Source organism: Pseudomonas sp. NPDC008258, assembly GCF_042956345.1.
Lineage (GTDB): Bacteria > Pseudomonadota > Gammaproteobacteria > Pseudomonadales > Pseudomonadaceae > Aquipseudomonas.
In genome coordinates, this window is record NZ_JBIBGE010000031.1 from 57,037 (window position 1) to 80,429 (window position 23,393).

Consider the following 23,393-nt stretch of genomic DNA (forward strand, 5'->3'; position numbering starts at 1 on the left):
ACCTCCGGGGGTAGTTGGGGAGTGCTTCCATTTTACGCCCGCCAAGGCGCCACCAGCAGAGGAAGATTGTAATGGGACGGTTTCGGCGGTTACTCGCCAATATCCGCGGGCGAGACCTTGCGGTGGGCGATATCCATGGCCACTTCCAACGCCTGGAGCAGTGCCTGGAAGCGGTGGGGTTCGACCCGGCCGTGGACCGCCTGTTCAGCGTGGGTGACCTGGTCGATCGCGGGCCGCACAGCGAGGCAGCATTGGAATGGCTTGCCCGGCCCTGGTTTCATGCGGTGCAAGGCAACCATGAAGCGCTGGCAATCACGCGCGTGCGAGGTGGGCGGCTTGACCTGGACATGTACCGTGCAGCGGGCGGAAGCTGGTTCCTCGACCTGCCGCGGGTCGAGCAATTACGCTACGTGGAACGCTTCGAGCAGCTGCCGATTGCGATCGAAGTGGAAAGTGCGGATGGTTTGGTAGGCCTTTTACACGCCGACAGCCCGTTTGCCGATTGGGCTGCATTACGTAGTTGGCTGGAACTGGAGCTGGACGACGACCCCAAAGTGCGGGAAGTGTGCCAGTGGTCGCGCCGCCGGCTGAAGGAAGGCGATACCCAGCCAGTGCAAGGCCTGCGCGCCTTGCTTGTCGGGCATACACCGGTGCTGGAGCCCAAGCTGCTGGGCAATGTCTGGCACCTGGACACCGGTGGTTGGGCCAGTGGCCACTTCAGTTTGATGGACATGCGCACGCTGAAACTGCTCAGCCCCGCGCCAGATGTATCACCAGCACCAGCGCCAATGCCACCAGCATGACGCCCGAGGCCCGCTCCAGCCACGGCAGGCTGCGGGCGAAACGTCGCAACACCCGCTGGTTGCCGATGGCCACGGCAACCAGCAAGTCCCACAGCAGCACAATGCTGAACATCCAAAGGGCGTAGGCGGTTTTCCAGCCGGCGCTGGCGCTGGCAACCATGCTCGCCAGGCTGGCGTAGAACAGTGCATTCTTGGGGTTGAGGATGCCAGACAACAACCCCATGCCCAAACCACGCCACCAGCCTTGCACCTGCGGATTGCCCCCGACCATGCTCAGTTGGGTTTGCCCGGCATGGCGCAAGAACAGCATGCCGATGTACAGCAGGTAACAGGCACCGGCCAGTTGCAGGGTAGTGAACAGCAGGCTGCCTTCCTGCAGTACGGCCAGGCCGGTGAAGGCCATGGCAATGAACGCGCCATTGGCCAGGGCGATCCCCAGGCAGGCGCCGCTGGCAAGCCGCCAGCCGCTGGTGATCGAGCTGCGCGCGACCAGGAAGAAGTCCGGGCCGGGTGAGAGCAGGGCGAGAAAATGGGCGAGGGCGATGATCAGGAATTGTTGCATTGGGGCTGCTCAGGCGTAAAACCCGCACTTTGCCCCGCCCGGGCCACAGCGTATTGAACAATATTGCAGGCTATCAACGGCCGCGGTATTGCCCCGGTGTCACCCCTACATGGGCCTTGAATACCCGCTGAAAATGGCTTTGGTCCGCAAACCCGAGCTGATAGGCCACTTTTGCCAGCGCTTGCCCTTCACCTAGCAACTGCCGCCCACGGTTGACCCGGGCATTGAGCAGGTAGGCGTGCGGGGTAAACCCGGTAGCGGTGCGGAACGTACGGATGAGTTGGTAGCGGCCAAGCCCAGCCTCGCGGGCCAGCACCTCCAGGCTCAGCTGCGCAGGGTCCTGGCTTTCGAGGTGCGCAATCAACCCGCTCAATGCTGTGGCGCCCAAGGCAGGGGCTGCTGCCAGCGGTGCATGAGCGGCAAAGTCCAGGTCACCGAGAAAGGTAATCAATGCGGCATCTTTCTCACTGTTGCTGGCGCTGGAAAACAACAAGCTGTTGAGCTCGCAGAACTGTACATACACCGCCGCTTCCCGGCAGATACGCGCCGGCTCACAAGGGCCGGCGCCGCCCAGCCCCGACTCTTGGCGCAGCTGGTTGAGCCATTCGGCATCCACATGCAGCATCTGGTAGCTCCAGGGCTGCCCAGGTTCGGGGTTGCAGGCATGTACGCGGTGGGCTGGCACCAGCACCAGCGTACCGGGCGTGAGGCGTTCCTGCCCGTGTGCGGCGCCGCTGAAATGGCTATGGCCGGCATCCACCGCGCCGATGGAAAACGTCGGGTGGCTGTGGGCCTTGTAACAGGCCCGGCTATGGCAGGCTCGGCGGCTTTCCACGTGCGGGAGTGCCGGGTCGCGCCATAGCGCGGTTTGCGAACAGAGCATCTCAAGGTCCTCGGTGGCACCGCCAGCGTAACAGCTGGCGTGTACCCGTACAGTTTTTATCGCTGGCTGTAACTTGACCGCAAGGCCCCGCAACCGCCGAAATAGACAGCAGTTGCCAAAGGAAAACAACAATGGACCTTTCAAGCCTGCTGCTCTTCATTCCCGCCTGTTTCGCTTTGAATATGGCGCCGGGGCCGAACAACCTGCTGTCGTTGCACAATGCCAGCCGCTATGGCCTGCGTACCGCCTGCGTGGCCGGTGGCGGGCGCATTATCGCTTTCAGCGGCATGATCGCCCTGGCGGCCATGGGCCTGGCCGTGGTGCTGCACACCAGCGAATACCTGTTCCTGACCATCAAGGTGGTGGGTGCGGCGTACCTGTTCTATATCGCCTGGCAACTGTGGCGGGCACCGGTGGGCGAGGCCGTGGTGGCTACGGATCACCCGCGTGGCACCTGGCACCTGGCACGGCAGGAGTTCTGGGTGGCGGCCGGTAACCCCAAGGCCATTCTGATCTTCACCGCTTTCCTGCCGCAGTTCGTATCGGTCGGTAGCGCCACCCCGGTGAGCGAGCAGTTCCTGTGGCTGGGCGTGCTGTTCCTGCTGCTTGAGTGGGCGGCCATTGCCATCTACGCAGGCTTGGGCGCCTACATGCAGCGCTGGTTCAGCCAGCCCGGCCCACGCCGCCTGTTCAACCGGGTCAGCGCCTCCCTGCTGGGCTGCGCCGGGCTTGGCCTGCTGGCTGCGCGGCGTTAAGCATGCTTGAAAACCTGGCATTCCGTTTGCTGAGGGGGAGGGCCTGGTGATAGGGGTTCTCCAAACTCCTTGCGCCAGGCCTTTCCGACCGCCATTCCACCCATTACTCAGGATTATGAAACTTCTCTAAATGAGATGATCATATTCTCATTCATAGTATTTAGGACTGTGATGGAGATTTCTTTTCCGTCAAGATAAGCTTTCTGCAGGCTGCGACCCAACTCGGAATCCGGAAGTCTTACATCGTCGTTAGTTTCGCAAGCAATCGGGTGCAGCAGAGAGAGGAAGTCATCTTCATTGATTGATATAAGACTGTACTCATCCCTCTTGATAAAGGGGATGTCTATATTGTGCGTGCTGGGGCATGAGTCTTCGAGTTTCTTCCCGGTGAATATATCTGTAGCAATAATGTGCGTTGTTTCCAACCCTGTCTTTGAATTCGTCGAGCGTGATATGTCGACGATCTTGCACGGACGGTTCTTGATCATTACGTGGTCATCTTTTTTAAGCAAGGCTGCCTGCGCTGGGTATGTTGGGCTGCCCTCGGGTGAAGCGCTTACAAATTCGAATGCTTCGTCGCTCATGTTATATCGTCCTCCGCATTGTCAGGTTTCGGAACACTCCAGCCATGTACATCAAGGGATTTGCAACCCTGGAAGTTGACCGTAATTAAACTATCGGGCATGGCGATAATCTACGCAACTGACAAATATGTCAGTTGGCTTTGTTTGCGCGAAGCTTTACGCTGAGTAGTCTGTCTGAAAGAAAAGCAGGTGGATGTGTGCATGGTTTCTCCATCGATACCAGTCTCCACTTTTATTCAAGGGGATTCTACACAGGGACATTCCATAGCCGCTCACAGGGTGGCAGGGAAGCGCACTGTTCAGAATGCGCTGCCCCTCAGCGTGAAGCGTAACCTCAGAACTGCCAGCGCACCCCCAGGTTCACGCCGCTGGCTTCCTGCTGGCGGCTGTCCAGGTTGGCGGTGTACTGCACGCCGCCATGCAGGCTCAGTGCTTCGTTGACCTGTGCTACCACGCCGCTTTCCAGTTGCACCGAGGTATAGCGGTAGTCGGTCTTGATCTTGTCTACATCATCGAAGGTCAAGGTGTCGCGGCCGCCGTCGCCGTGCCACAGGTTGACCTGCGCATAAGGCTGCAACAGGCGCCCGCTGCTGCCTTTGAATGCACCCTCCAGGCGAACACCCAGCCGGCCGGTCAGCTCTAACTGGGCGTCATGGCTGATGCGCGAGACACTGTCGCTTGCGCTGTCGAGCGAGACCTTTTGCGCAATCAGCTGGGCTTGTGGCTCCAGCGTCCAGCGTTCGGACAGGGCGATGGGGTAGCCGGATTCCAGCGAGGCTGTCCAGGCGTGGCCATCGATGTCGAGTTTGTCGCCGCGATCCGAGCGGGCGCGGCCATCGAGGTGGGTGTACTGCAACACGGTATCCAGATACGCGCCTTGTGGCCCGACCAGTGTCCAGTAGGCGCCCGCGCTGTCGCCGTCGAGTTTCAGATCGCCAACGCTGCGGTCCTGAACGGCCAGGGCAAAGCCTTTTACGTCGGCGTCCAGGCGACTATGGCTGACGTAGAACCCCACATGCTGGCGATAGCCATTGTCACCCACCTTGGCGTACAGGTCCTGGCCGACTTTGAATCCGTACAGGTCGCCATCCAGGCTCGGGCTGACCGTACCGCTCCATTGCTGGCGCAATGTGCCGCCGTAGGCCTGGCCCCAACTGGCGGGCAGGCCGCCTTCGCCTTTGAGCAACTGTTGGTCGCCCTGGCGTTGGTGGAAGGTGCCCAGGGCCTGGCGAGCGATGATGGCGGCGCCCCTTGGGGCTGCGGCGTAAACCGGGACTTCCGGGCGATACAGGGGCAAACTTTCGCCTTGCACGGGGGCGGGCAGTTCGACCTGGCCGGGTGCCGGCGCCGCAACCGGTGGCGTTTGCGCCGGGGCAACCACCGGGGGCTCCCCCGGCTCGGTTGGCTGGGTTGGCGTTTCAGGTACAGGGGCCGGGGCGACCACCGTCGAGCGCAGGTACCAGCTGTTTTCGCTACCGGCGGTTACGCCGCCTTTGAACAGGCGGTAATCGTATGCGCCAACCGACAGCGTCTGTGTCTGCACGAAGGCAGTGGCAGTACTGGTGGCGCCGTCACGGGCTTCAACGACCTGGATACCATCCTGGGCAGTCGCTGCACCCGCGCCATTGAGGTTGTTGATGAGTAATTGGGTAGAGCCGCTGATGGCACCTCGGCTGACCACCAACCGGTCGGAGGCGGCGTCATCGCCTGCCAGTACGCTGTTCAGGCGCAGGGTGCCGTTGTTGCCGGTGTAGTCACCCTGGATGGTCAGCCGCCCCAGGGCGTCATTGCCACGGCTCAGGTCGATGGTGCCAGCGTTTACAACAGATACCTTGTTACCCGCCTGGATACTGGTGATGCTGCCCTGGCGGCTGATCAGCGAGCTGTCTGCATCGATCAGCAAGGTGCCTGTGGCCGTGGCGGGGATCACGCGCGGTTGGTCGGCGCCCAGATCGCCCAGGGTGAGGGTGTCGTCGAGGGTCAACTGGCTGCCTTGGTTGAGGTTGATGGACTCCCAGTTGACGTACAAAGCACCCTTGCCGACCTTGCTCTGCTCGAACGAAAGGGTGTCCGTGCCAGTGCCGCCGTCCAGGGTCACGGTCGAGTTGCCGAGGTCGAGGGTGCGCACCGTAGCAGTGTCGTTACCATTCTCCAGAATGACCCGTTTGCCGATCTGACCGCCAGTCCAGGTAAACACATCGTCATCGTTACCAGTGCGGATTTCGCCTCCGAGCGTGCCGCCACTGATCGTGATCTTGTCTACGCCGCTACTGGTGCTGATATCACCGCCGATGGTGCCGCCGGTCATGGTGATGGTGTCATTCCCGAGCCCACTGACAACGTTGCCGACAACGATGGTTTCAATCCCCAGGTTCTGGGAGATCGTAAGCACGTTGTCAGCGAGCTTGAGATCTATCCGGCCAATGCTGCCGCCTTGGAAGTCGGCGATGTCCCCGTCTTCAAATGCACCCGTAATAGTGCCGCCGGTCATGGTGAAGTTGTCCATGTCGCCGCCTTGGTTCAAGGAACCCAGGGTGCCTGCGGACATGGTGAAGGTGTCAACACCATCGCCTTGTTGCAATGACTGAACCGTTCCGCCACGGATCTCGAACGTATCGGGGTCGTTAGTTTGCACAAGCGCGCCCAAGGTCTGACCGGGCGTAACCGTCTGGGATTGGGGGTGGGCAAGTAAAGGCAGTGTCAACAGCGGCAATGCAACAGGCAGTAGCAGGCGGGGGCAACGCATCGGCAGGTCTCCGTGTCCATTGAAGGGTCCACTACCTGAAGCGTCGCTTCGGCCCTGCCTGAGTTGTATGTAATGTGGGGTAAGGAGACAACTGGCAAAAATGTCAGGTGGCCCGCTGATATCAGTCGCGGTAGAACGTTTGCACCAGGTGGTAGCCGAACTTGCTCTTGATCGGCCCATGTACCACGCGCAGCGGCTTCTTGAAAATCACCTGGTCGATGGCACCGACCATCTGGCCCGGGCGAATTTCGCCCAAATCACCACCGCGCTTGCCCGAAGGGCAAATGGAGAACTTTTTCGCGAGCACGTCGAAAGCCTCGCCGTTGGCGATGCGCTGCTTGAGCTTTTCGGCTTCGTCAGCGGTCTTGACCAGGATGTGGCGGGCTTGGGCTTTCATGGGGTACCTGTGCTTCGTGGCGCAAAAAAGGGGCGCATTATGCCTGATTGGACCGAGTGGAGACCATCTTGTGGGAGCGGCCTTGCGTCGCGAAAGGGCTGCAAAGCAGCCCCGGGATTTCAGCGCAGACGCTTGACTTGTCGGGGCCGCGTGCGGCCCTTTCGCGACGCAAGGCCGCTCCCACATTGATCGCGTAACTTCCAGCTTTCGCGCGAGTTGCTTACTCTACTCCAGCCTTTTGCACATCCTGCGACGCCGACCAGACGCGGTAGCGCACTTCGACATCCTTGGGTACGTACAGCACCACCGGCAGCTTGCTGTTGTAGCGCAGCAGGAAGCCGTCACCCACCACTGGCACGAAGGCTTCGGTCTTCTTGCCGCCCGGGCACGCCATCAGCGTGCTGACCGGGCCGCTGACTTTGCCCAGGCGGTAGTAGTTGTAGCCCCAGCCTTCCAGGGTGCGCTCTTCCAGGCTGCCGCCCAGGTGCTGGCGATTGCAGTCGACCTGCAATGTCTTGCCAGCGAGGATTTCCAGTTTGAAAGCCGACTCATCGGCCTGTGCCGGCAGGTGGATTACCTGCCGGGTGAAGCCTTTTTCTGCCTCGGGGTAGGGCGCGACGTCCTTCAGGCTGGCAGCCATCGCAGGCGCGGCGGCAACCAGGGTCAGGGCCAGGATCGCGGTCATCGGGGTTGGGCGCATAGGGCCTCCTTGCAGATAAACGAATGCAAGACCGCTGCCAGGCCCACGCCGCCCGTCACTGGGCCAACCAGCCACCATCGACATTCCAGGCGGCGCCGCGAACCTGGCTTGCGGCCTCGCTGCACAGGAATAGTACCAGTTCACCCAGGTGCTCGGGGGTGACGAATGCCAGCGACGGTTGCTTCTCGGCAAGAAGATCATGCTGTGCTTGCAGTGGATCGCCACCGTTGGCAGCACGATCGTCGATCTGCTTTTGCACCAGTGGGGTCAGGACCCAGCCGGGGCAGATGGCGTTGCAGGTGACATTGCTGGTGGCGGTTTCCAGGCCCACCACCTTGGTCAGGCCGACCACGCCATGCTTGGCCGCCACGTAGGCCGCTTTGCCTGACGAGCCGACCAGGCCATGCACCGAGGCAATGTTGATGATGCGCCCCCAGTTGCGCGTGCGCATGCCCGGCAGCGCCAGGCGCGTACCATGGAACACAGCCGACAGGTTGAGGGCGATGATCTTGTCCCAGCTTTCCACCGGGAACTGCTCCACCGGCGCTACGTGCTGGATACCGGCATTGTTGACCAGGATGTCGACGCCACCGAATTCGCGTTCGGCCAGGGCGAACAACGCTTCAATCTGGCTTACATCCGAAAGGTCTGCCGGGTGGTGAACAGCCTTCACCCCGTGGCGGGTGATTTCGGCCAGCGCCGCTGCCGGGTCGCCAAAACCGTTGAGCACGATGTTGGCGCCCGCACGGGCCAGCACCTGGGCAACGCCTAAACCGATGCCACTGGTGGAACCGGTGACGAGTGCAGTCTTGCCTTTTACGGTCATGCAAAGCTCCTTTCAACAAGGTGTCTTAGCCCCTGGGATCGAACGCCTCCCGTAAGCCATCCCCGATAAACACCAGCAGCGACAAGATCACTGCCAGTGCAAAGAATGCAGTAAAGCCCAGCCACGGGGCTTCCAGGTGCTGCTTGCCCTGGGTCACCAGCTCGCCGAGCGAGGCTGTGCCGGCCGGCATGCCAAACCCGAGAAAATCCAGTGCAGTGAGGGTGGTGATGGCCCCGGTCAGAATGAACGGTATGTAGGTCAGCGTGGCATTCATCGCATTGGGCAGGATATGCCGCAGCATCACCTGGCTGTCCGGCAAACCCAGCGCCCGGGCGGCTTTCACATACTCCAGGTTGCGCCCCCGCAGGAACTCGGCGCGTACCACATCGACCAGGGTCAACCAGGAGAACAGCGCCATGATCCCCAGCAGCCACCAGAAATCCGGCTCGACAAAACCACTGAGGATGATCAGCAGGTACAGCACCGGCAACCCCGACCACACCTCCAGCAGCCGCTGGCCAAGCAGGTCGACCCAGCCGCCGTGGTAACCCTGAAGCGCGCCAGCCAGCAAACCGATAAACACGCTGACCACGGTCAGGGCGAAAGCGAACAACAGCGATACCCGCGTGCCATACAGCACTCGCGCCAACACATCGCGGCCCTGGTCGTCGGTACCCAGCCAGTTGCTCGCACTTGGCGGGCTGGGGGTAGGTACTTGCAGGTCGTAATTGGGGGTGTCGGCGCTGAACGGGATGGGCGCGAACAGCATCCAGCCACCTTGATCTGCTATCAGTTGGCGCACATAGGCACTGCGGTAGTCAGGCTGGAACGGCAACTGGCCGCCAAACTGCTGTTCGGTGTAGCGCTTGAGTGCCGGTACGTACAGCTCGCCTTTGTAGCCCAGCAGCAGCGGCTTGTCGTTGGCCACCAGCTCAGCGGCCATGCTCAACAGCAACAGGCCGGCGAACAGCCACAGCGAAATCCAGCCCAGGCGGTTGCGACGAAAGCGTTGCAGGCGACGGCGCGAGATGGGCGAAAGCATCAGTGCGCCCTCGTGTCAAAGTCGATGCGCGGGTCGAGCAGCGTGTACGACAGGTCACCTATCAGGCGGATGAGCAGGCCTGCCAGCGTGAAGATGAACAGCGTGCCGAACACCACCGGGTAATCCCGCGATACAGCGGCCTCGTAACTCATGCGGCCCAGGCCATCGAGCGAGAAGATCACCTCGATCAGCAAGGAGCCGGCAAAGAACACGGTAATGAGCGCCTGCGGCAAGCCAGCCACCACCAGCAGCATGGCATTGCGCAGTACATGGCCATACAGCACCCGGCGTTCACTCAGGCCCTTGGCCCGGGCGGTGACCACGTACTGGCGGGAAACCTCGTCGAGGAAGGCGTTCTTGGTCAGCAGTGTGAGGGTTGCAAAACCGCCGATCACCAAGGCCCCGACCGGCAGCACAAGGTGCCAGAAGTAGTCGGCGACCTTGCCCAGCAGGCTGAGTTCGTCGAAGTTGTCCGACACCAGGCCACGCACCGGGAACCAGCTGAGTGAGGTGCCACCGGCAAACAACACGATCAGCAGCAGGGCGAACAGGAACGAGGGCAGGGCGTAGCCGACCACGATCAGTGCGCTGCTCCAGGCATCGAAACGGCTGCCATGGCGCACCGCCTTGCGAATGCCCAGCGGGATCGACACCAGGTAGGTGATCAGCGTAGCCCAGAGGCCCAGTGACAGGGTCACCGGCAATTTGTCGAGGATCAGGTCGGTGACCTTGGCCCCGCGGAAGAAGCTGTTGCCGAAGTCCAGCCGGGCGTACTGGCCCAGCATCAGCCACAAGCGCTCGGGGGCGGACTTGTCGAAGCCGTACTGGCGCTTGATCTCTTCGATCAGTTTCGGGTCCAGGCCCCGCGTAGCACGCGACTCGCCATGCACTACCTCGGCCCGTGCGCCGGGTGCGCCGCCACCAAGGCCTTGCAGGCGCGCCACCGCCTGTTCCACAGGGCCGCCTGGCGCGGCTTGAACGATAGCAAAGTTGACCAGCAGGATCGCCAGCAAGGTCGGGATGATCAGCAGCAGCCGGCGCAGGATGTAGGTGGTCATGGCAAGGCCTTCTTGCGTTCGGCCATTTGTGCGTTGGTCAGCGGTGTGGGGCTGACTTCCCACCAGGTGTCCAGGCCTTCGTCATAGGCGGCTTGCACCTTTGGCAGACCGAAGCGGTTCCACCAGGCGGTGGAGCTACCCGGCGGGTAGTAGTTGGGGATCCAGTAGTAGTTCCATTGCAGCACCCGGTCCAGGGCACGGGCATGGTGCAGCATGTCGGCCTGGGTGTCGGCGCGCACCAGGCCGTCGATCAGGTGGTCCACGGCCGGATCCTGCAATACCATGAGGTTGTTCGAGCCGGGGTCGTGTGCGGCTGCCGAGCCGAAGTAGTTGTACAGCTCTGCGCCCGGCGACAGGGTAACCGGGTAACCGGTGACGATCATGTCGTAGTCCCGTGCCATCAGGCGGTTCACGTACTGGGCCGAGTCGACGTTGCGGATATTCAGGGTGACGCCGATCTGTGCCAGGTTGCGCTTCCACGGCAGTAGCAGGCGTTCCATGCCCGACTGGCCGTTGAGAAAGGTGAACGCCAGGGGTGTGCCTTGGCTGTTGACCAGGCGGTCGCCCTCAGGATGCCAGCCGGCGTGCTCAAGCAGAGCCAGGGCCTGCAACTGCTGCTTGCGGATGATGCCCGAACCGTCGGTGACCGGGGCGGTGAAGACGGTGGTGAAGACTTCGTCCGGCACCTTGCCGCGCAGCGGTTCGAGCAACCTGAGTTCGCCGGCATCCGGCAGGTGGCGTGCCGCCAGCTGGGTATTGGAAAACACGCTTTGCTGACGGATGTACATATTGCGCATCATCTGCCGGTTGCTCCATTCGTAGTCCCACAGCATGCCCAGTGCCTGGCGCACGCGGCGGTCCTTGAACTGCGGCTGGTCGAGGTTGAACACGAAGCCTTGGGCAACCTGCGGCTTGGCCGGGCCGAGGTGGGCGCGCTGCAAGCGGCCGTCGTCCAGTTGGGCGCCGCTGTAACCCAGGGTGTAGGCGGTAGCGGAGAACTCGCGGTTGTAGTCGTAGCCACCGCCTTTAAGCACTTGGCGGGCTACTTCGGTATCGCCAAAGTACTCGATGCGCAGCTTGTCGAAATTATAGCGGCCACGGCTGGCCGGCAGGTTACGTGCCCACCAGGTGGGGTCGCGTTCGAAGGTAATGCTGCGGCCGTTGTCGATGCGCCCGATGCGGTACGGGCCGCTGCCGACCGGCTTGTCGAAGCCCGCGCCATTGGCAAAGTCGCGCTGCCCCCAGTCGTGCTCGGGCAGCACCGGTAGGCTGGCGAGGTCCAGGGCCAGGGTGCGGCCGTGCCCGGGCTTGAAGTCGAAACGCACGCGCTGCGGGCCTTCCACGGTAACCCCGGTCACGTCGGCGAACTGGGTGCGGTATTTGAGGCTGCCCTTGCTCATCAGCAGTTCGAAGGTGAAACGGACATCCTCGGCACGCACTGGCTTGCCATCGGCGAATGTAGCCTGCGGGTCTATCTCGAAACGCAGCCAGGCATCATTCGGGCCGCGCTCCATGCTGCGGGCGATCAGGCCATAGACTGTGTAGGGCTCATCGAACGAGCGCACGGCCAGAGGTGCGTAGAGCAGGCCATCGACTTCGCTGACGCCGATGCCCTTGTCGATGTACGGCAGGATATGGTCGAACTGGCCGATCTCGATGGCCGAGCGGCGCAGGATGCCGCCCTTCGGGGCGTTCGGGTTTACGTAGTCGAAATGCTGGAAGCTGGCGTTGTAGCGGGGGGCTTCGTCGTAGACGGTGAGGGCGTGGGTGGGGGCGGCCTGGGTGTTGAAGGCCAAGCAAAGCAAGAACGAGGAACGGATTAACTGTGGGAGCGGCGGTGCGCCGCTGCGACGTGCCCGCGAATGCGTCGGCTCAGGCAACGAGGTTGTCTGGCCTGGCCTATTCGCGGGCACGTCGCAGCGGCGCACCGCCGCTCCCACACGGACTTTCATCAGCTGCGAGGGCTTAGTCCTGGCGGCTGGTCACTTCCAGCAGGTGGTAGCCGAACTGGGTCTTCACCGGGCCTTGCACGGTGTTGACCGGAGCGCTGAACACCACGGTGTCGAATTCCTTGACCATCTGGCCTGGGCCGAACGAACCCAGATCACCGCCTTGGCGGCTGGACGGGCAGGTGGAGTTGGCTTTGGCGATTTCAGCAAAGTCGGCGCCTGCTTCGATCTGGGCTTTCAGTTCGTTGCATTTCTCTTCGCTGCTGACCAGGATGTGGCGGGCGGTTGCACGGGCCATGGGTACTGCTCCTTGGGGTAAAAAGGCAAGCCTAGCGCACTTGCTTGGGGTATGTCTCGCCAGGCTTGCAACCTTCGCCTTACAGTTTTTGTGCCGCTTCACGCAACAGGGTTTCAGTCGAAGCCCAACCCAGGCAGCCGTCGGTGATCGACACGCCGTATTTCAGTGCGCCCTTGCCCAGCGCCTGACAGCCATCGAACAGGTGCCCCTCGATCATCACACCTACGATCGAGCGGTCGCCGGCCAGGCGCTGCTCCAGTACATCATTGAACACCGCGGGCTGGCGCGCCGGGTCCTTGCCGCTGTTGGCGTGGCTGCAATCGACCATGATGCGTGCCTGTAACCCAACCTTGGCCAGTGCCTGACGGGCCATGGCGATGCTATTGGCATCGTAGTTAGGGCCCTTGTGCCCACCGCGCAGTACCAGGTGGGTGTCGGGGTTGCCCAGGCTCTCGATGATGGCCGGGTGGCCCTGCGCATCCATGCCGAAGTGGCGGTGCGGGTGGGCTGCGCTGCGCATGGCGTCGCTGGCGATGGCGATGCCGCCGTCGGTACCGTTCTTGAAACCGACCGGCAGTTCCAGGCCGCTGACCATTTCCCGGTGAATCTGCGATTCGGTGGTGCGTGCGCCAATCGCGGCCCAGGCCAGCAGGTCGTCGAAGTAGCCGGCGGCCATCGGTTGCAGCAGCTCGGTGGCAACCGGCAGGCCGCGTTCGATCATGCTGATCATCAGCCCGCGCGACAAGGCGATGCCCGAGTGCATGTCGTCGCTGCCATCAAGGTGCGGGTCGTAGGCGAGGCCTTTCCAGCCCACTGTGGTACGCGGTTTTTCGACGTAGGCGCGCATCACCAGCAGCAGCTTGTCGTCGACTTCGCGGCTGAGGGCGGCCAGGCGGTCGGCGTATTCCAGGGCCGAGCGGGGGTCGTGGATCGAGCAGGGGCCGACGATGACCAGCAGGCGCGGGTCTCGGCCTTCGAGGATGTCACGAATGGCCTGGCGGTGAGCGTGGACTTGCTGGGTGAGTTCGCTGGTCAGCGGCATTTGCTGCTTGAGCAGGTGTGGGCTGGGCAGGCGCTTGCTGACGGTGGTGTTGGCCGCTTGCGGCTGGGTCAGGGGCAGGGCGAGGCTGGAAGCTTGCATGGCGTTTTTCCCTGGGCGGACGGCGGGTTCTGGCCCGCGTGGTCGGCCCTATCGAGGTGTTCGACAGATCGTTGAATTCGTATTGGCTGCTGCATTGCCACCTGTGGAAGACCGGTCGGAGGCGGCAGGCTGGCCCGAACGGGATTGGCTAAATCGCCAGGCATAGGTGTTTGCGTAGTAATAAGTGGCGTAGTTCATGAATCTGTCCTCAATGTGAATCGGTGTTGTTCAAAGGCCTGAAAAGCAAAACCCCCGGTCGGGGAGCCGACCGGGGGTTTGAGTATTCTCATGTTCGGCGGCCCCTCGAAGGTGGGCGCCGTGTGGGTATCGGCGCCTAGTGGCTAAACCAATACCCAAAGTAATAGCTGGCAGGTGCCACGCAGCCGGCAACAGCCAGCACAGGGCGCAGGTTGCGACCGGTGTGGTTGGCGTGGTTGCGGGTGTGTTTCGGCATGTTGCTCTCCAGTGAATGAGCCCGAGCTTACTTCAGTTCGACCGGGTCATTCAATGGATAAATGCTATTGGCTCGATCATTTGTTTTTGTACTGGTTGGTTCAATGCCCGTACCGCCCGACCAGGCTTTGCGCGCCCAGTGCGTGGCCTTGTAGCAACTGCAAAAGGCCGTTGCGGTCTAGGCCTTCGGGCAGAGTGCCCAAGGGCAGGTCGGTGGCGATCAAGGTAAGCGCGTAATGGTGTGGGTTATCGCCAGCGGGTGGGCAGGGGCCCCGGTAGCTGAGCGTGCCACGCGAGTTGCGGCCCACGGTCACGTATTGCCCGCTTAGCCCGGCCGCACCCTCCTTGAGCCCATCCTGTTCCGGGTCGATGTTATAGGCTACCCAGTGCACCACGCCTATACCCTTGCCGCCGTCCGGGTCGAACATGATCAGCGCCAACGACCGGGTACCTGCGGGCAGGTTGTCCCAGCTCAGTTGCGGGGTGCGCTCTTCCCCGGCGCCGCAGGCCGGGTCCGGTCCAACCTGCTGCAGGGCGATTACGCCACCATCGGTGAACGATGATGAGTTGACGGAAAGCGCGCCTTGATTGTTACCAGCGGCAAGGGCACTGCAAGGCAGCAAGGTAGCGAACAGCCAAACTTTGAGGTTCATGGCGACTCCATCGCAGGGTTGAGAAACACAGCTTACTGGCAAGGCGGTCGCGCAGCTTCCCTTCCGCTAGGCGATTGGGTTTCTCGATGTTGCGCCACTGATCAAGTTACATATCAGACCGGTCCTTCGGGCAACAGCTGCTGCTGCGTGCTGGCCTGGCTCAGTGGCTGTCCTGGTCCTCGGCGGTACCGCCAGTGTGCCCGGCGCCAGACCCGGTGGCTTCACCCGTGCTGTTGGAGCCGCCACTGGCGCCGTCGGCGGCATCGCTGTTGCTCCCTGTGTCGCTGCTGTCGTTGTCCTGGCCACTGCCGGGGCTGTTGACGCTGCTGCCGTCACCCGCGGTCTTGCCACCAGACTGGTCGGTTTGTGGGCGGCTGTCGGTGTTGGTGTCGGTGGCGGCGAAGGTGGTGCCGGTGAGGCTGGCCAGCGCGAGCGCCAGGCACAGGGAGAGGGGGCGAATGCGGATCATGGGACGTCTCCTTTGCGGATGATCTGTCATTCGTTTGGCTGGGTGCTGGTGCCGGGGTGCCTTCTGGGCGACGAGTGGTGGGTTCTGGGGCCGCTTTGCGGCCCCAGGCATCAATGGGATTCCGAACGTTGCGCTGGTGCCGGGCTTTCCACCGGTTCCAGTGGCGGATGCTCCTGCGCTGCGTGCATCAGGTCTTCGGTTACCCGCAGCTCGGCGCCGGTTGGCGAGAAGGTGGTCGATGCGGTGAACGGTGCCGGGTGCTCTGCGGCCGGGCGCTTGCCGCGGCGCCACATGAAGAAGCACACCATGCCCAGGTTGACCACGGCAAAGGCCCAGAACAGCCCAACCTCGCCAAACGAGGTCATCAGCGGCGAAATGGCCAGTGGCGCCATGGCCGAACCCAGCGAGTTGATCAGCAGCAAGCCCTGGATCATGGGCACCAACGCATCGGAGGGCGCACGGTCGGCGGCGTGGCTGACGGCTACCGGGTACAGGGTAAACACGCCCCCACCCAGCAGGAACAGCACTGCAGGCAGCAAGAGCGAGTCCGATGCCAGGAACACCGTGATCAGTGACAGCACCACGCACAATGCAGCCAGGGCCAGCAACACATCCAGGCGGTCCTTGCGGTCCGACCAGCGCCCGACCGGGTACTGCAACAACATCGCACCCAGGATCACCCAGGCCATCATCGTGCCGACTTCACCCACGTCCAGGCCGATGCGCTGCAAATACAGGGGCAGTAAGGAATAGATGCCGGCAATGATGACACCTGAGCCAAAGCAGCCTACCAGCCCCGACGGTGCAACACCGAGCAGTTGGCGTGGCTTGAGCGGTTCGACCTGTTCCAGCAGTGGCGATACCCGCGGCAGGATGACGATGGGCAGTACCGACAGGGCAGCCAGTACGCCAGCCAGCATGAAGGGTGCGGCGTCGCCAAGCTGGGTGATTTCGCCAAGGCCTGCCTGGGCAATCACCCCGGCGCCGTAGAAGGCGATCATGTACAGCGCCAGCAGGCGGCCACGGATCTTCGCGTCGCCGGCCAGCAGCAGCCAGCTTTCGATGACCAGGAATACGCCGACCGCGGCCCAGCCGTTGATCAGGCGCAGCACCGACCACCAGGTGACGTCGTAGAACAGCCCCTGCAGCAGGATGGTCGCGCCGATCAGCGAAGCGAAGCTTGTGTACGCGCGGATATGGCCGATGCGCAGGATCAGCCGGTCGTTGAAGACGGCACCCAGGGTCAGGCCGATGAAGTAGCTCGCCGAGACGACGCCGATGGTGGTGGCCGATTCACCGGCAGCGCCCAGGCGCAGGGTAGTCAGGGAAGACATGAAGCCGTTGCCCAGGGCAATGATGAACAACCCGAGCAGGGGCGCCAGCGCCATGGCCAGCAAACGCGGAGACATACGTACCTCTAGTTGGATGAGCGGAATGAGCGCCTTTTCGGACGCGCACATTGGCTCGACCCAAACAGGGGCGAGTGTCTACACGGATGCGACCTGGGCAAGACTCAACCGCTTTGCCTGCCTGGAGCAGGGCTGTGCGGGGAGGGTTGAGCCTATTTCACATGTGCGTTCATGTGTTCAGGCACGGACTCTGTCGTTGCTGCCGGTTGCCACCGTTAAAGGCGACGGGCGAAAAGGAGGCGCGATTCTACGGGCTTGCGGGGTTTTGCCCAAGGGGCTTTGGTATGCGACGAGACGCCGCAGTCTGTAGGCGACATGAATGTGTCTGTGACAGACAAGCCGGGGCTGCAACGCAGCCCTGGCAATCCACTACTTGCCCTGCAACTGCCAACCCTGGCCGGTCAGCACCATTGCCCGGGTTTCCTTGAACGGTGTGTCATTACTGGCAACGGCCTTGCCAAGGTCGGCAATGCTGGCCTTGACCCCTTCATCATTGGCCCATGCCGGTAGCCCGGTAATCTTGTAGGCATAGGTCACATTCGAGGTTTTCTGCCCCGTTGCCTCGCTTGGTTCACTGAACTGCTCGACGGCTGTTACCTGCGCCTTGCCAAAGCACAGGCCCTTGTCGGCCTTGTAATACTTGCGCCCTTCGTCGGTAAGGTCATAGGCGTAGTAGATGTCGGTACGCGCCGGTTGCCACAGCCGGGCAGGCACTTCGGTACGCGAGACTTCCTTTTCACTGACCACGCCCACCCTGGCCAGGGCATGCAGCGCCTTGTTGGTGCCTTGGAGGTCGAAGTCCTGGGTTTTGGTGGGGAATGCGCTGTTGATGAAGCAGTGCGGGTAGCGGGTGTCGAGGTGGGCTTGGGCGGCCTTTTGGAAACTGGCCTTGCTGGTGTCCTCGCTGCCCGAGCAACCGGCCAGGGTTGCCAGCAGCGCCAGCGGCACGATCTTCCTGTACATGGTGACACTTCCTTGAAAACGGATCGGTCGGGATTAAAACCCACGTGCCAGAGCGGCGCAATCGTGGCACGACGGCATCTCGGCATGTGCTCTCGGCTGTCCACTTCCCTGTGGGAGATCCCCCAGCCCTTTGGGCTGCGCTGGCGTGCAGAGAACTGATACCGGGCGCACCGCGTACCCTGTGGGAGCGGGCATGCCCGCGAAGCAGGCGACTCGGTGTATGGCACCGGCTGCGCCGGTGTTCGCGGGCTCGCCCGCTCCCACAGGTCCCTGCTAACTCACTGATTTAGCGATTATCCTGCGGGAGCGGGTTTACCCGCGAACTGGCCAGCAGCAACAATCTCAATCCTGGCTGCGGGTGTCGATACTGACCACCACCGACATCCCTGGGCGCAGGCGCCTGGCTTGGTCCTGGCCGGCATCCACGGTAATGCGCACCGGAATTCGCTGGGCAATCTTGACGAAGTTGCCGGTGGCGTTGTCCGCCTGCAACAAGGCGAACTCCGAGCCGGTGGCCGGCGAAACCTGCTGCACGTGCCCGTTTAGCTTGAGGTGGTTCAGCGCATCCACGGTGAACGTCACCGGCTGGCCGATGCGCACATTGGCCATCTGGGTTTCCTTCATGTTGGCGATCACCCACAACGTGTCGGGCACCAGCGCCATCAACTGCGCGCCGGAATTCACGTAAGCCCCCAGGCGCGTGCCAATCTGCCCCAGTTGGCCATCGCGCGGGGCGGTGACACGGGTGTTGTCGAGGTCGATACGCGCCAGCGCCACGGCGGCCTTGGCATTTTCCACCGATGCCTCCAGCGCCGCCCGGTTGACCACCACCGTTTCCCGGTCCTGACGGGCGATTTCCAGTGCTGCCTTGGCCTGGGCCAGGCTGGCGACTGCTGCGGCTTCACTGGCGCGGGCCAGGTCCAGGTCACGGCGTGACACCGAGCCATCGTTGACCAGCGCCTGGTTGCGGCCCAGGTCGGCTTTGGCCTTGGCCGCCTGGGCCGCCGCATCACCGATGGCCGCCTGGCGCTGGGCAATGGTGGCTTCGGCGCTGTTGCGCTGTTGCAGGTTGTTGGCCAGGGCAGCCTGTTGCTGTTGCAGTTGGGCGATGGCCTGGGCCAGGCGCTGCTTGTAGATACGGTCATCCAGTTGCACCAGCAGGTCACCGGCCTTGACGAACTGGAAGTCGTGCACCGGCACATCGACGATGTAGCCACTGAGCTGCGGGCCGATGATCGTCACCTGGCCGCGCACCAAGGCATTTTCGGTGCTTTCAATGGCGCTGCTGAACGGCGGCAGGCGCCAGGCATACAGCACCAGCAGGATGCCGGCCAGGGCCACGCAGGCGAAGCTTATCGATGACAGGATGCGCACCCGCCGCGAGCGCGCCGGGCTGCTCGGCTCGCTGGGCGGTGTAACGCCTTCCGGGGTTTCGGCGATGGCAGTGGTGGTTGTGGTGCGGGTGTCGTCGGTCATCGGGTGGGCGCGCCGGGGCTGGTGTCAGTGGAGGTGGCCTGGCGCCTTGCGTACCAGAGCCAGGTACTACGGATGCAGATCCAGACCATGGTCAGGATAGCGATGCTGCCGATCAGTACGAACACATCGTTGTAGGCCATGATGTTCGCTTCGCGGGTGGCGGCGCTGGCCAGCAAGCGCATACCGGCCTCGCTGCGCAGGGCCGGGTCGGCAAGAATGCCGCCGTAGCCGGCACCGCCACTCTGCACGCGGGCGGTTACCAGTGGCTCCAGGTAGCTGAGGCGGTCCATCAGGTGGCTGGAGTGGAATTTTTCCCGCCAGGTCTGGAAAGTACCCAGCAGTGCCGCACCAATCAGGCCTCCGAGGTTGTTGCAGATGCCGAACAGCACCGAGAAGCTCACCAGGTTGCGTGGGTTGGCGCGCACATGGCTGATGCCCAGGGCCATCGATGGGCCGAGGAAGAAGGTGCTGCCGAATGCCAGCAGGAACTGGCTGAAGTACATTTGCGCCGGGCGCGTGAGGTTGCTGGAACTGCTGTCCATGAAGGCGCCGGTCGCCATGGCCAGCAGCGAGACGAACAGCGGTATCACCAGGTGGTTGGGGTTGATGGTGAGGGCACTGCTGGCCAGGCCCGCCACCGCACCCAGCAGCATCACCCAATACAGCGTGCGCATTTGCTCGCTGCCCATGTTCAGCGCCTGTAAGAAGCCGACTGCGCCCGTGGACTGTTCGGACGTGACCATGCGGATCAGCACCACGCAAAGGGCCAGGCGAATCACGGTACCGCTGCCCAGCCAATGGGTCATCAACAGCGGGTTCTGGCGGTTGTGCTCGATAGCCAGGCCGCTGAGGATCAGGCCGATCGATGCCGCCAGTGCCACGCCGATCCACGGCGCCTCCAGCCACCAGTCGATACGGCCCAGCGACAGCGCGGCGCAGAGCAGGGCGGTGCCGCTGGCCATGAGGGTGAAGGTGAGGAAGTCCAGTGGCTCGAACGTCTTGAACCGGTCACCCGGTGGCAGCTTGAGCATCAGCACGCAGCCCAGTGCTGCCAGCGCCAGGCCGAGTTCGAACAGGTACAGGCCACGCCATTCCGCAATTTGCAGCAGGTCTTCGGAAAAAATCCGCGCCAGCGGCAGTGCCAGTTGCGAGGCCCCCAGGCCCAGCACCATTGCCTTGAGCCGCCATCGCGCCGGGAACGCCTGGATCATGTAATACAGCCCCAGCGAGCTGAGCGCGGCGCCGACCATGCCATGGGCCGCACGCACGGCGATGGCCGAGTTGAGGTCGTTGACCAGCAGGTGGGCGAAGGTGACCAGGGCATACAGCACCAGGAACACTTCGGTGAATGCGCGCAGGCCGAATTGCTGGCGAAACTTGACCAGCAGCAGGTTGATGGACACGTTGGTCATGACGTACGCGGCGGGCAGCCAGGCCATTTCGGCCGTGGTCGCGCCCAGGGCGCCTTGCAGGAACACCAGGTTGGCGGTGACCAGCGCGTTGCCCAGGCCACCGGTAATGGCCACCAGCAGGCCGACCACGCCGTAGGCCAGGCGCCTGGCGGGCGAATGCAGGGGCGTGGAGGGGGAGCCCGGCAGGCTGGGTTGCTCGTGGGGGAGCCATTGGCGGGGGGCGTACTTGTCCATGGGCAGACTGTACTTGAGCGGCGGTTGGTGCTGCTAGGTGCATGCCCTGGTTTTTGTGGTGGGATTGAGATCGAGCGCCGCCCGCGCGGCGCTCGATCTGGCAGACGCTACAACGCTCAAGGCAAGCGCATTAAGGCTTATCAGAAATCAACACTGGCCGACAGGCGCAAAACCCGCGGAGTACCTTGGGTCAGGTAGTTGTTGGATGTCGACGCCGACGCCCAATACGCCTTGTTCGCTACGTTCTCCACATTGGCGCGCAATGTCACCTGCTTGTCATCGACCTTGAAGCGGTAGCGCCCGCCAAGGTCCACCCGGGTCCAGGCCGGGATGCTCAGGCTGTTGGCCGCGTTCACAAACTGGCCCCCGGTGCGCAGCACCCGGGCGCTGAGCGCGGCGCCCTCAAGGCCGGGCACGTCCCAGTCGGCACCCAGGTTGTACTGGAAGCGTGGTACGCCGGCAGCGCGGTTGCCGTCGTTGCTGCCGTAGGCAGTGTTCTTCTGTTCGGTGTGCATGAACACTGCACCGGTCAACAGGCGCAGGCCGTCCACCGGCTCACCGAACAGGTTCAGTTCCACACCCTTGTTGACCTGCTCGCCGTCCATGCTGAAGGTGTCCAGCGTTGCACCTGGTGCGCGGTAGGTGACGCTGTTGGGCTGTTCGATGCGGTACACGCCCAGGGTGGCGCCGAAGCTGTTCCAGTCCAGTTTCACCCCAGCCTCGATCTGCTTGCTGCGCTTGGGCGGGAACACTTCGTTGGCGTTGGTCACGCTGGAAGGTGCGGTCGGGCCCTGGGCCAGGCCTTCGATGCGGTTGGCATAGAACGACACATGCTCCCAAGGCTTGATCACCAGGCCATACACCGGGGTGGTGATGGACTCGTCGTAAGGCGTGTTGCGTGTACCGGTGGCGGTCGCCCAGCTGTCCACGCTGATCGACTGCCGGCGCACGCCCACGGTCAGCAGCACGCGGTCATCGAAAAAGCCCAGGGTGTCGGACAGCGCTACACTTTTGTTGCGGTTCTTGCCGACAATGCGCGGGTCGTGCAAGTCGCTGCCAAAATAGGTGTCGGTCGGGCGCGGCACTTTCACCGGGTTGTACAGGTTGCTGTCATAGCGTTTGGCCGCAGCCAGCGCCTCATAGGCCGACCGCTGCTCGCCCCACATGCCCGACAGGCCGAAATTGACGCGGTGGCTGACCGGGCCGGTGGCAAAGCGGCCATTCAGCCCGGCCACTGCGCTTTTGTTGTCTTCGTCGTGGGGTGAATAAAGGAAGCCGCCACGGGCAGTGCCGTTGGCGTCGCTGACGTACAGCGAGGAATACTCACCATTCTCACGGGTGTGCTTGGCACCGGCGCCGGCATACAGCATCCAGTTGTCGTTCAGGTCATACTCGGCGTTGACCATGCCGTAGGTGTCTTCGAGCTGCGACCAGCTCCAGCTTTGCGAGTAGTTGTCACGCGCCGACGGGGCGTGGGGCACTTTACTGCCGGTGGGGTAGATCACCGCGCGGCCCTGGTTGATGCGCTCTTTCTGGTAACCCAGGTCGGTGGACAGGCGCAGGCGCTCGCCACGGTAGTCCAGAGCTATGGCCACCAGGGTGGAGTGCTGGGCTTCGTCGTCGACGCCGGTGCCGCCGTCATGCTGGGCCAGGTTGATGCGTGCGCCGAAGCGGTTGTCTTCACCGAAGCGCTTGCCCAGGTCCAGGTGGCCGCCGATGTTGTCGCCCGTGGCGTAGTCGAGGGTGACATGCCGGGTGGGGGTGTCCTCTGCGCGCTTGGGCACCAGGTTGATTGCACCGCCAATGCCGCTGCCCTGCGGGGCAACACCGTTGATGAAGGCGCTGGAGCCTTTGAATACTTCGACCCGCTCGAGTGCCTCGGTGGTCACGATCTGCCGCGGCAACACCCCGTACAGGCCGTTGTAGCTGATGTCATCGGTGTTCAGCGGCAGGCCACGGATCGTGAACACCTGCGAGAAGTTGCCGAAGCCCGCCGACTGGCGTACCGAGGCGTCGTTGAGCAACACGTCACCCAAGGTGCGGGCTTGCTGGTCGGCGATGGTCTTGGCGGTGTAGCTGGTAACGCTGAACGGCACGTCGCTGATTGCCTGGTCGCCAAGCACGCCCAGGCGGGCGCTACGAGCTACCTGGCCGCCTTGCCAGGTATTGGCATTGGCGGCAAGGTTGCTGTTGATGGTGGTGGCGCCCAGTTCAAGGGCATTGCCCAGGTCGACCGTTGGCGCCAGTGTGTAGCCGCCGCTGTCGGTAGCTATCAGGCTGTAGCCACTGCCGGCCAACAGGCGAGCGAAGCCTTCCTGTACGCTGTAACTGCCCTCCAACCCCTGGCTTTGCACGCCTTTGAGCAGCGCCGGGTCGAACGACAGCGGCACCCCCGCGCTGGCGGCGAAGCGCGCCAGTACGTCGGCCAGTGGCCCGGCAGCCAGGTGATAAGCGCGTGCGGTGGCGTCGGCGGCCAGGGGTGCCTGAAGGGGCGCCAGGGCGCCGAGGGCGATGGCCAGGCTCAGGGCCTTGAGGCGGAAGCGGGGAGTCATGCGAGGGTCCTGTGCTGCAGAAAATGAA

At 63.0% G+C, this 23,393-nt stretch carries 21 protein-coding genes; 2 read left to right on the top strand and 19 right to left on the bottom strand.

Annotation, left to right across the window (positions count from 1 at the left end; all coding sequences use genetic code 11):
- The first annotated feature begins 71 nt into the window (after positions 1-71).
- A complete protein-coding gene (locus tag ACFY9W_RS22520) occupies positions 72-803 on the top strand; it encodes a metallophosphoesterase (RefSeq protein WP_391134922.1) in 732 nt (243 codons plus the stop codon).
- On the opposite strand, the gene ACFY9W_RS22525 is transcribed toward ACFY9W_RS22520, so the two are convergent.
- Complete coding sequence (locus ACFY9W_RS22525; protein ID WP_391134925.1) at positions 751-1,365, bottom strand: LysE family transporter; 615 nt, start codon at positions 1,363-1,365, stop codon at positions 751-753. The genes ACFY9W_RS22520 and ACFY9W_RS22525 overlap by 53 nt on opposite strands.
- Positions 1,366-1,438: 73 nt before the next feature.
- Complete coding sequence (locus ACFY9W_RS22530) at positions 1,439-2,248, bottom strand: helix-turn-helix domain-containing protein (protein WP_391134928.1); 810 nt, start codon at positions 2,246-2,248, stop codon at positions 1,439-1,441.
- A gap of 131 nt (positions 2,249-2,379) precedes the next feature.
- Here ACFY9W_RS22530 and ACFY9W_RS22535 point away from each other — a divergent pair, with 131 nt between their 5' ends.
- A complete protein-coding gene (locus ACFY9W_RS22535; RefSeq protein WP_391134931.1) occupies positions 2,380-3,003 on the top strand; it encodes a LysE family transporter in 624 nt (207 codons plus the stop codon).
- 113 nt (positions 3,004-3,116) lie between these two features.
- Here ACFY9W_RS22535 and eif5A read toward each other — a convergent pair whose 3' ends face one another.
- The 17 genes from eif5A to ACFY9W_RS22620 all read right to left on the bottom strand — a co-directional run bounded on the left by eif5A (position 3,117) and on the right by ACFY9W_RS22620 (position 23,365).
- On the bottom strand, positions 3,117-3,587 hold the full coding sequence (eif5A, locus tag ACFY9W_RS22540) for a translation initiation factor IF-5A (RefSeq protein ID WP_391134934.1): 471 nt from the start codon (positions 3,585-3,587) through the stop codon (positions 3,117-3,119).
- A 334-nt stretch (positions 3,588-3,921) separates the two neighbouring features.
- Positions 3,922-6,333 carry an autotransporter outer membrane beta-barrel domain-containing protein gene (locus ACFY9W_RS22545; protein ID WP_391134937.1) on the bottom strand — a complete coding sequence of 804 codons (2,412 nt, stop codon included), beginning with the start codon at positions 6,331-6,333 and terminating at the stop codon, positions 3,922-3,924.
- Positions 6,334-6,454: 121 nt separating this feature from the next.
- Positions 6,455-6,730, bottom strand: coding sequence for a peptidylprolyl isomerase (locus ACFY9W_RS22550; protein ID WP_016715601.1), 276 nt, complete (start codon positions 6,728-6,730; stop codon positions 6,455-6,457).
- Between the two features lie 220 nt (positions 6,731-6,950).
- Positions 6,951-7,430, bottom strand: a complete 480-nt coding sequence (gene eco / locus ACFY9W_RS22555; protein WP_391134940.1) for a serine protease inhibitor ecotin — start codon at positions 7,428-7,430, stop codon at positions 6,951-6,953.
- A gap of 55 nt (positions 7,431-7,485) precedes the next feature.
- Complete coding sequence (gene hbdH / locus ACFY9W_RS22560) at positions 7,486-8,256, bottom strand: 3-hydroxybutyrate dehydrogenase (protein ID WP_391134943.1); 771 nt, start codon at positions 8,254-8,256, stop codon at positions 7,486-7,488.
- A gap of 25 nt (positions 8,257-8,281) precedes the next feature.
- Positions 8,282-9,298 (bottom strand): microcin C ABC transporter permease, encoded by a 1,017-nt coding sequence (locus tag ACFY9W_RS22565; RefSeq protein ID WP_391134946.1) that lies wholly within the window; start codon positions 9,296-9,298, stop codon positions 8,282-8,284.
- Positions 9,298-10,356 carry a microcin C ABC transporter permease YejB gene (locus tag ACFY9W_RS22570; protein ID WP_391134949.1) on the bottom strand — a complete coding sequence of 353 codons (1,059 nt, stop codon included), beginning with the start codon at positions 10,354-10,356 and terminating at the stop codon, positions 9,298-9,300. The genes ACFY9W_RS22565 and ACFY9W_RS22570 overlap by 1 nt, the downstream gene beginning before the upstream one ends.
- On the bottom strand, positions 10,353-12,152 hold the full coding sequence (locus ACFY9W_RS22575) for an ABC transporter substrate-binding protein (protein ID WP_391134952.1): 1,800 nt from the start codon (positions 12,150-12,152) through the stop codon (positions 10,353-10,355). Before ACFY9W_RS22575 ends, ACFY9W_RS22570 begins: the two co-directional genes overlap by 4 nt.
- Before the next feature lie 169 nt (positions 12,153-12,321).
- Positions 12,322-12,603, bottom strand: coding sequence for a peptidylprolyl isomerase (locus ACFY9W_RS22580; RefSeq protein ID WP_003258780.1), 282 nt, complete (start codon positions 12,601-12,603; stop codon positions 12,322-12,324).
- Positions 12,604-12,682: 79 nt separating this feature from the next.
- Positions 12,683-13,744, bottom strand: a complete 1,062-nt coding sequence (locus tag ACFY9W_RS22585; RefSeq protein WP_391134955.1) for a 3-deoxy-7-phosphoheptulonate synthase — start codon at positions 13,742-13,744, stop codon at positions 12,683-12,685.
- Positions 13,745-14,298: 554 nt separating this feature from the next.
- The gene (locus ACFY9W_RS22590) at positions 14,299-14,850 is read right to left on the bottom strand and encodes a YbhB/YbcL family Raf kinase inhibitor-like protein (protein ID WP_391134958.1); all 552 of its coding nucleotides are present in this window, start codon (positions 14,848-14,850) and stop codon (positions 14,299-14,301) included.
- Between the two features lie 160 nt (positions 14,851-15,010).
- Entirely contained in the window at positions 15,011-15,319 is a 309-nt protein-coding gene (locus ACFY9W_RS22595) for a hypothetical protein (RefSeq protein WP_391134959.1), read from the bottom strand.
- Between the two features lie 110 nt (positions 15,320-15,429).
- Positions 15,430-16,728: an MFS transporter gene (locus ACFY9W_RS22600; RefSeq protein WP_391134962.1), complete on the bottom strand. Its 1,299-nt coding sequence runs from the start codon at positions 16,726-16,728 to the stop codon at positions 15,430-15,432.
- A 369-nt stretch (positions 16,729-17,097) separates the two neighbouring features.
- Positions 17,098-17,691 carry a hypothetical protein gene (locus tag ACFY9W_RS22605; protein ID WP_391134965.1) on the bottom strand — a complete coding sequence of 198 codons (594 nt, stop codon included), beginning with the start codon at positions 17,689-17,691 and terminating at the stop codon, positions 17,098-17,100.
- A 342-nt stretch (positions 17,692-18,033) separates the two neighbouring features.
- The gene (locus tag ACFY9W_RS22610; protein ID WP_391134968.1) at positions 18,034-19,167 is read right to left on the bottom strand and encodes an HlyD family efflux transporter periplasmic adaptor subunit; all 1,134 of its coding nucleotides are present in this window, start codon (positions 19,165-19,167) and stop codon (positions 18,034-18,036) included.
- Positions 19,164-20,813, bottom strand: coding sequence for an MFS transporter (locus ACFY9W_RS22615; RefSeq protein ID WP_391134972.1), 1,650 nt, complete (start codon positions 20,811-20,813; stop codon positions 19,164-19,166). The genes ACFY9W_RS22610 and ACFY9W_RS22615 overlap by 4 nt, the downstream gene beginning before the upstream one ends.
- Positions 20,814-20,953: 140 nt before the next feature.
- Positions 20,954-23,365 carry a TonB-dependent siderophore receptor gene (locus tag ACFY9W_RS22620; protein WP_391134975.1) on the bottom strand — a complete coding sequence of 804 codons (2,412 nt, stop codon included), beginning with the start codon at positions 23,363-23,365 and terminating at the stop codon, positions 20,954-20,956.
- Between the last annotated feature and the right edge of the window lie 28 nt (positions 23,366-23,393).

Excerpts from the sequence above, each read along its gene's own strand:
- ACFY9W_RS22520 (WP_391134922.1), top strand. The coding sequence starts at position 72 with ATGGGACGGTTTCGGCGGTTACTCGCCAATATCCGCGGGCGAGACCTT.
- ACFY9W_RS22590 (WP_391134958.1), bottom strand. The coding sequence starts at position 14,850 with ATGAACCTCAAAGTTTGGCTGTTCGCTACCTTGCTGCCTTGCAGTGCC.
- ACFY9W_RS22525 (WP_391134925.1), bottom strand. The coding sequence starts at position 1,365 with ATGCAACAATTCCTGATCATCGCCCTCGCCCATTTTCTCGCCCTGCTC.
- ACFY9W_RS22545 (WP_391134937.1), bottom strand. The coding sequence starts at position 6,333 with ATGCGTTGCCCCCGCCTGCTACTGCCTGTTGCATTGCCGCTGTTGACA.
- hbdH (WP_391134943.1), bottom strand. The coding sequence starts at position 8,256 with ATGACCGTAAAAGGCAAGACTGCACTCGTCACCGGTTCCACCAGTGGC.
- ACFY9W_RS22600 (WP_391134962.1), bottom strand. The coding sequence starts at position 16,728 with ATGTCTCCGCGTTTGCTGGCCATGGCGCTGGCGCCCCTGCTCGGGTTG.
- ACFY9W_RS22595 (WP_391134959.1), bottom strand. The coding sequence starts at position 15,319 with ATGATCCGCATTCGCCCCCTCTCCCTGTGCCTGGCGCTCGCGCTGGCC.
- ACFY9W_RS22610 (WP_391134968.1), bottom strand. The coding sequence starts at position 19,167 with ATGACCGACGACACCCGCACCACAACCACCACTGCCATCGCCGAAACC.
- ACFY9W_RS22550 (WP_016715601.1), bottom strand. The coding sequence starts at position 6,730 with ATGAAAGCCCAAGCCCGCCACATCCTGGTCAAGACCGCTGACGAAGCC.
- ACFY9W_RS22580 (WP_003258780.1), bottom strand. The coding sequence starts at position 12,603 with ATGGCCCGTGCAACCGCCCGCCACATCCTGGTCAGCAGCGAAGAGAAA.
- eif5A (WP_391134934.1), bottom strand. The coding sequence starts at position 3,587 with ATGAGCGACGAAGCATTCGAATTTGTAAGCGCTTCACCCGAGGGCAGC.
- ACFY9W_RS22615 (WP_391134972.1), bottom strand. The coding sequence starts at position 20,813 with ATGGACAAGTACGCCCCCCGCCAATGGCTCCCCCACGAGCAACCCAGC.
- ACFY9W_RS22570 (WP_391134949.1), bottom strand. The coding sequence starts at position 10,356 with ATGACCACCTACATCCTGCGCCGGCTGCTGCTGATCATCCCGACCTTG.
- ACFY9W_RS22620 (WP_391134975.1), bottom strand. The coding sequence starts at position 23,365 with ATGACTCCCCGCTTCCGCCTCAAGGCCCTGAGCCTGGCCATCGCCCTC.
- ACFY9W_RS22565 (WP_391134946.1), bottom strand. The coding sequence starts at position 9,298 with ATGCTTTCGCCCATCTCGCGCCGTCGCCTGCAACGCTTTCGTCGCAAC.
- ACFY9W_RS22535 (WP_391134931.1), top strand. The coding sequence starts at position 2,380 with ATGGACCTTTCAAGCCTGCTGCTCTTCATTCCCGCCTGTTTCGCTTTG.
- ACFY9W_RS22530 (WP_391134928.1), bottom strand. The coding sequence starts at position 2,248 with ATGCTCTGTTCGCAAACCGCGCTATGGCGCGACCCGGCACTCCCGCAC.
- ACFY9W_RS22605 (WP_391134965.1), bottom strand. The coding sequence starts at position 17,691 with ATGTACAGGAAGATCGTGCCGCTGGCGCTGCTGGCAACCCTGGCCGGT.
- eco (WP_391134940.1), bottom strand. The coding sequence starts at position 7,430 with ATGCGCCCAACCCCGATGACCGCGATCCTGGCCCTGACCCTGGTTGCC.
- ACFY9W_RS22585 (WP_391134955.1), bottom strand. The coding sequence starts at position 13,744 with ATGCAAGCTTCCAGCCTCGCCCTGCCCCTGACCCAGCCGCAAGCGGCC.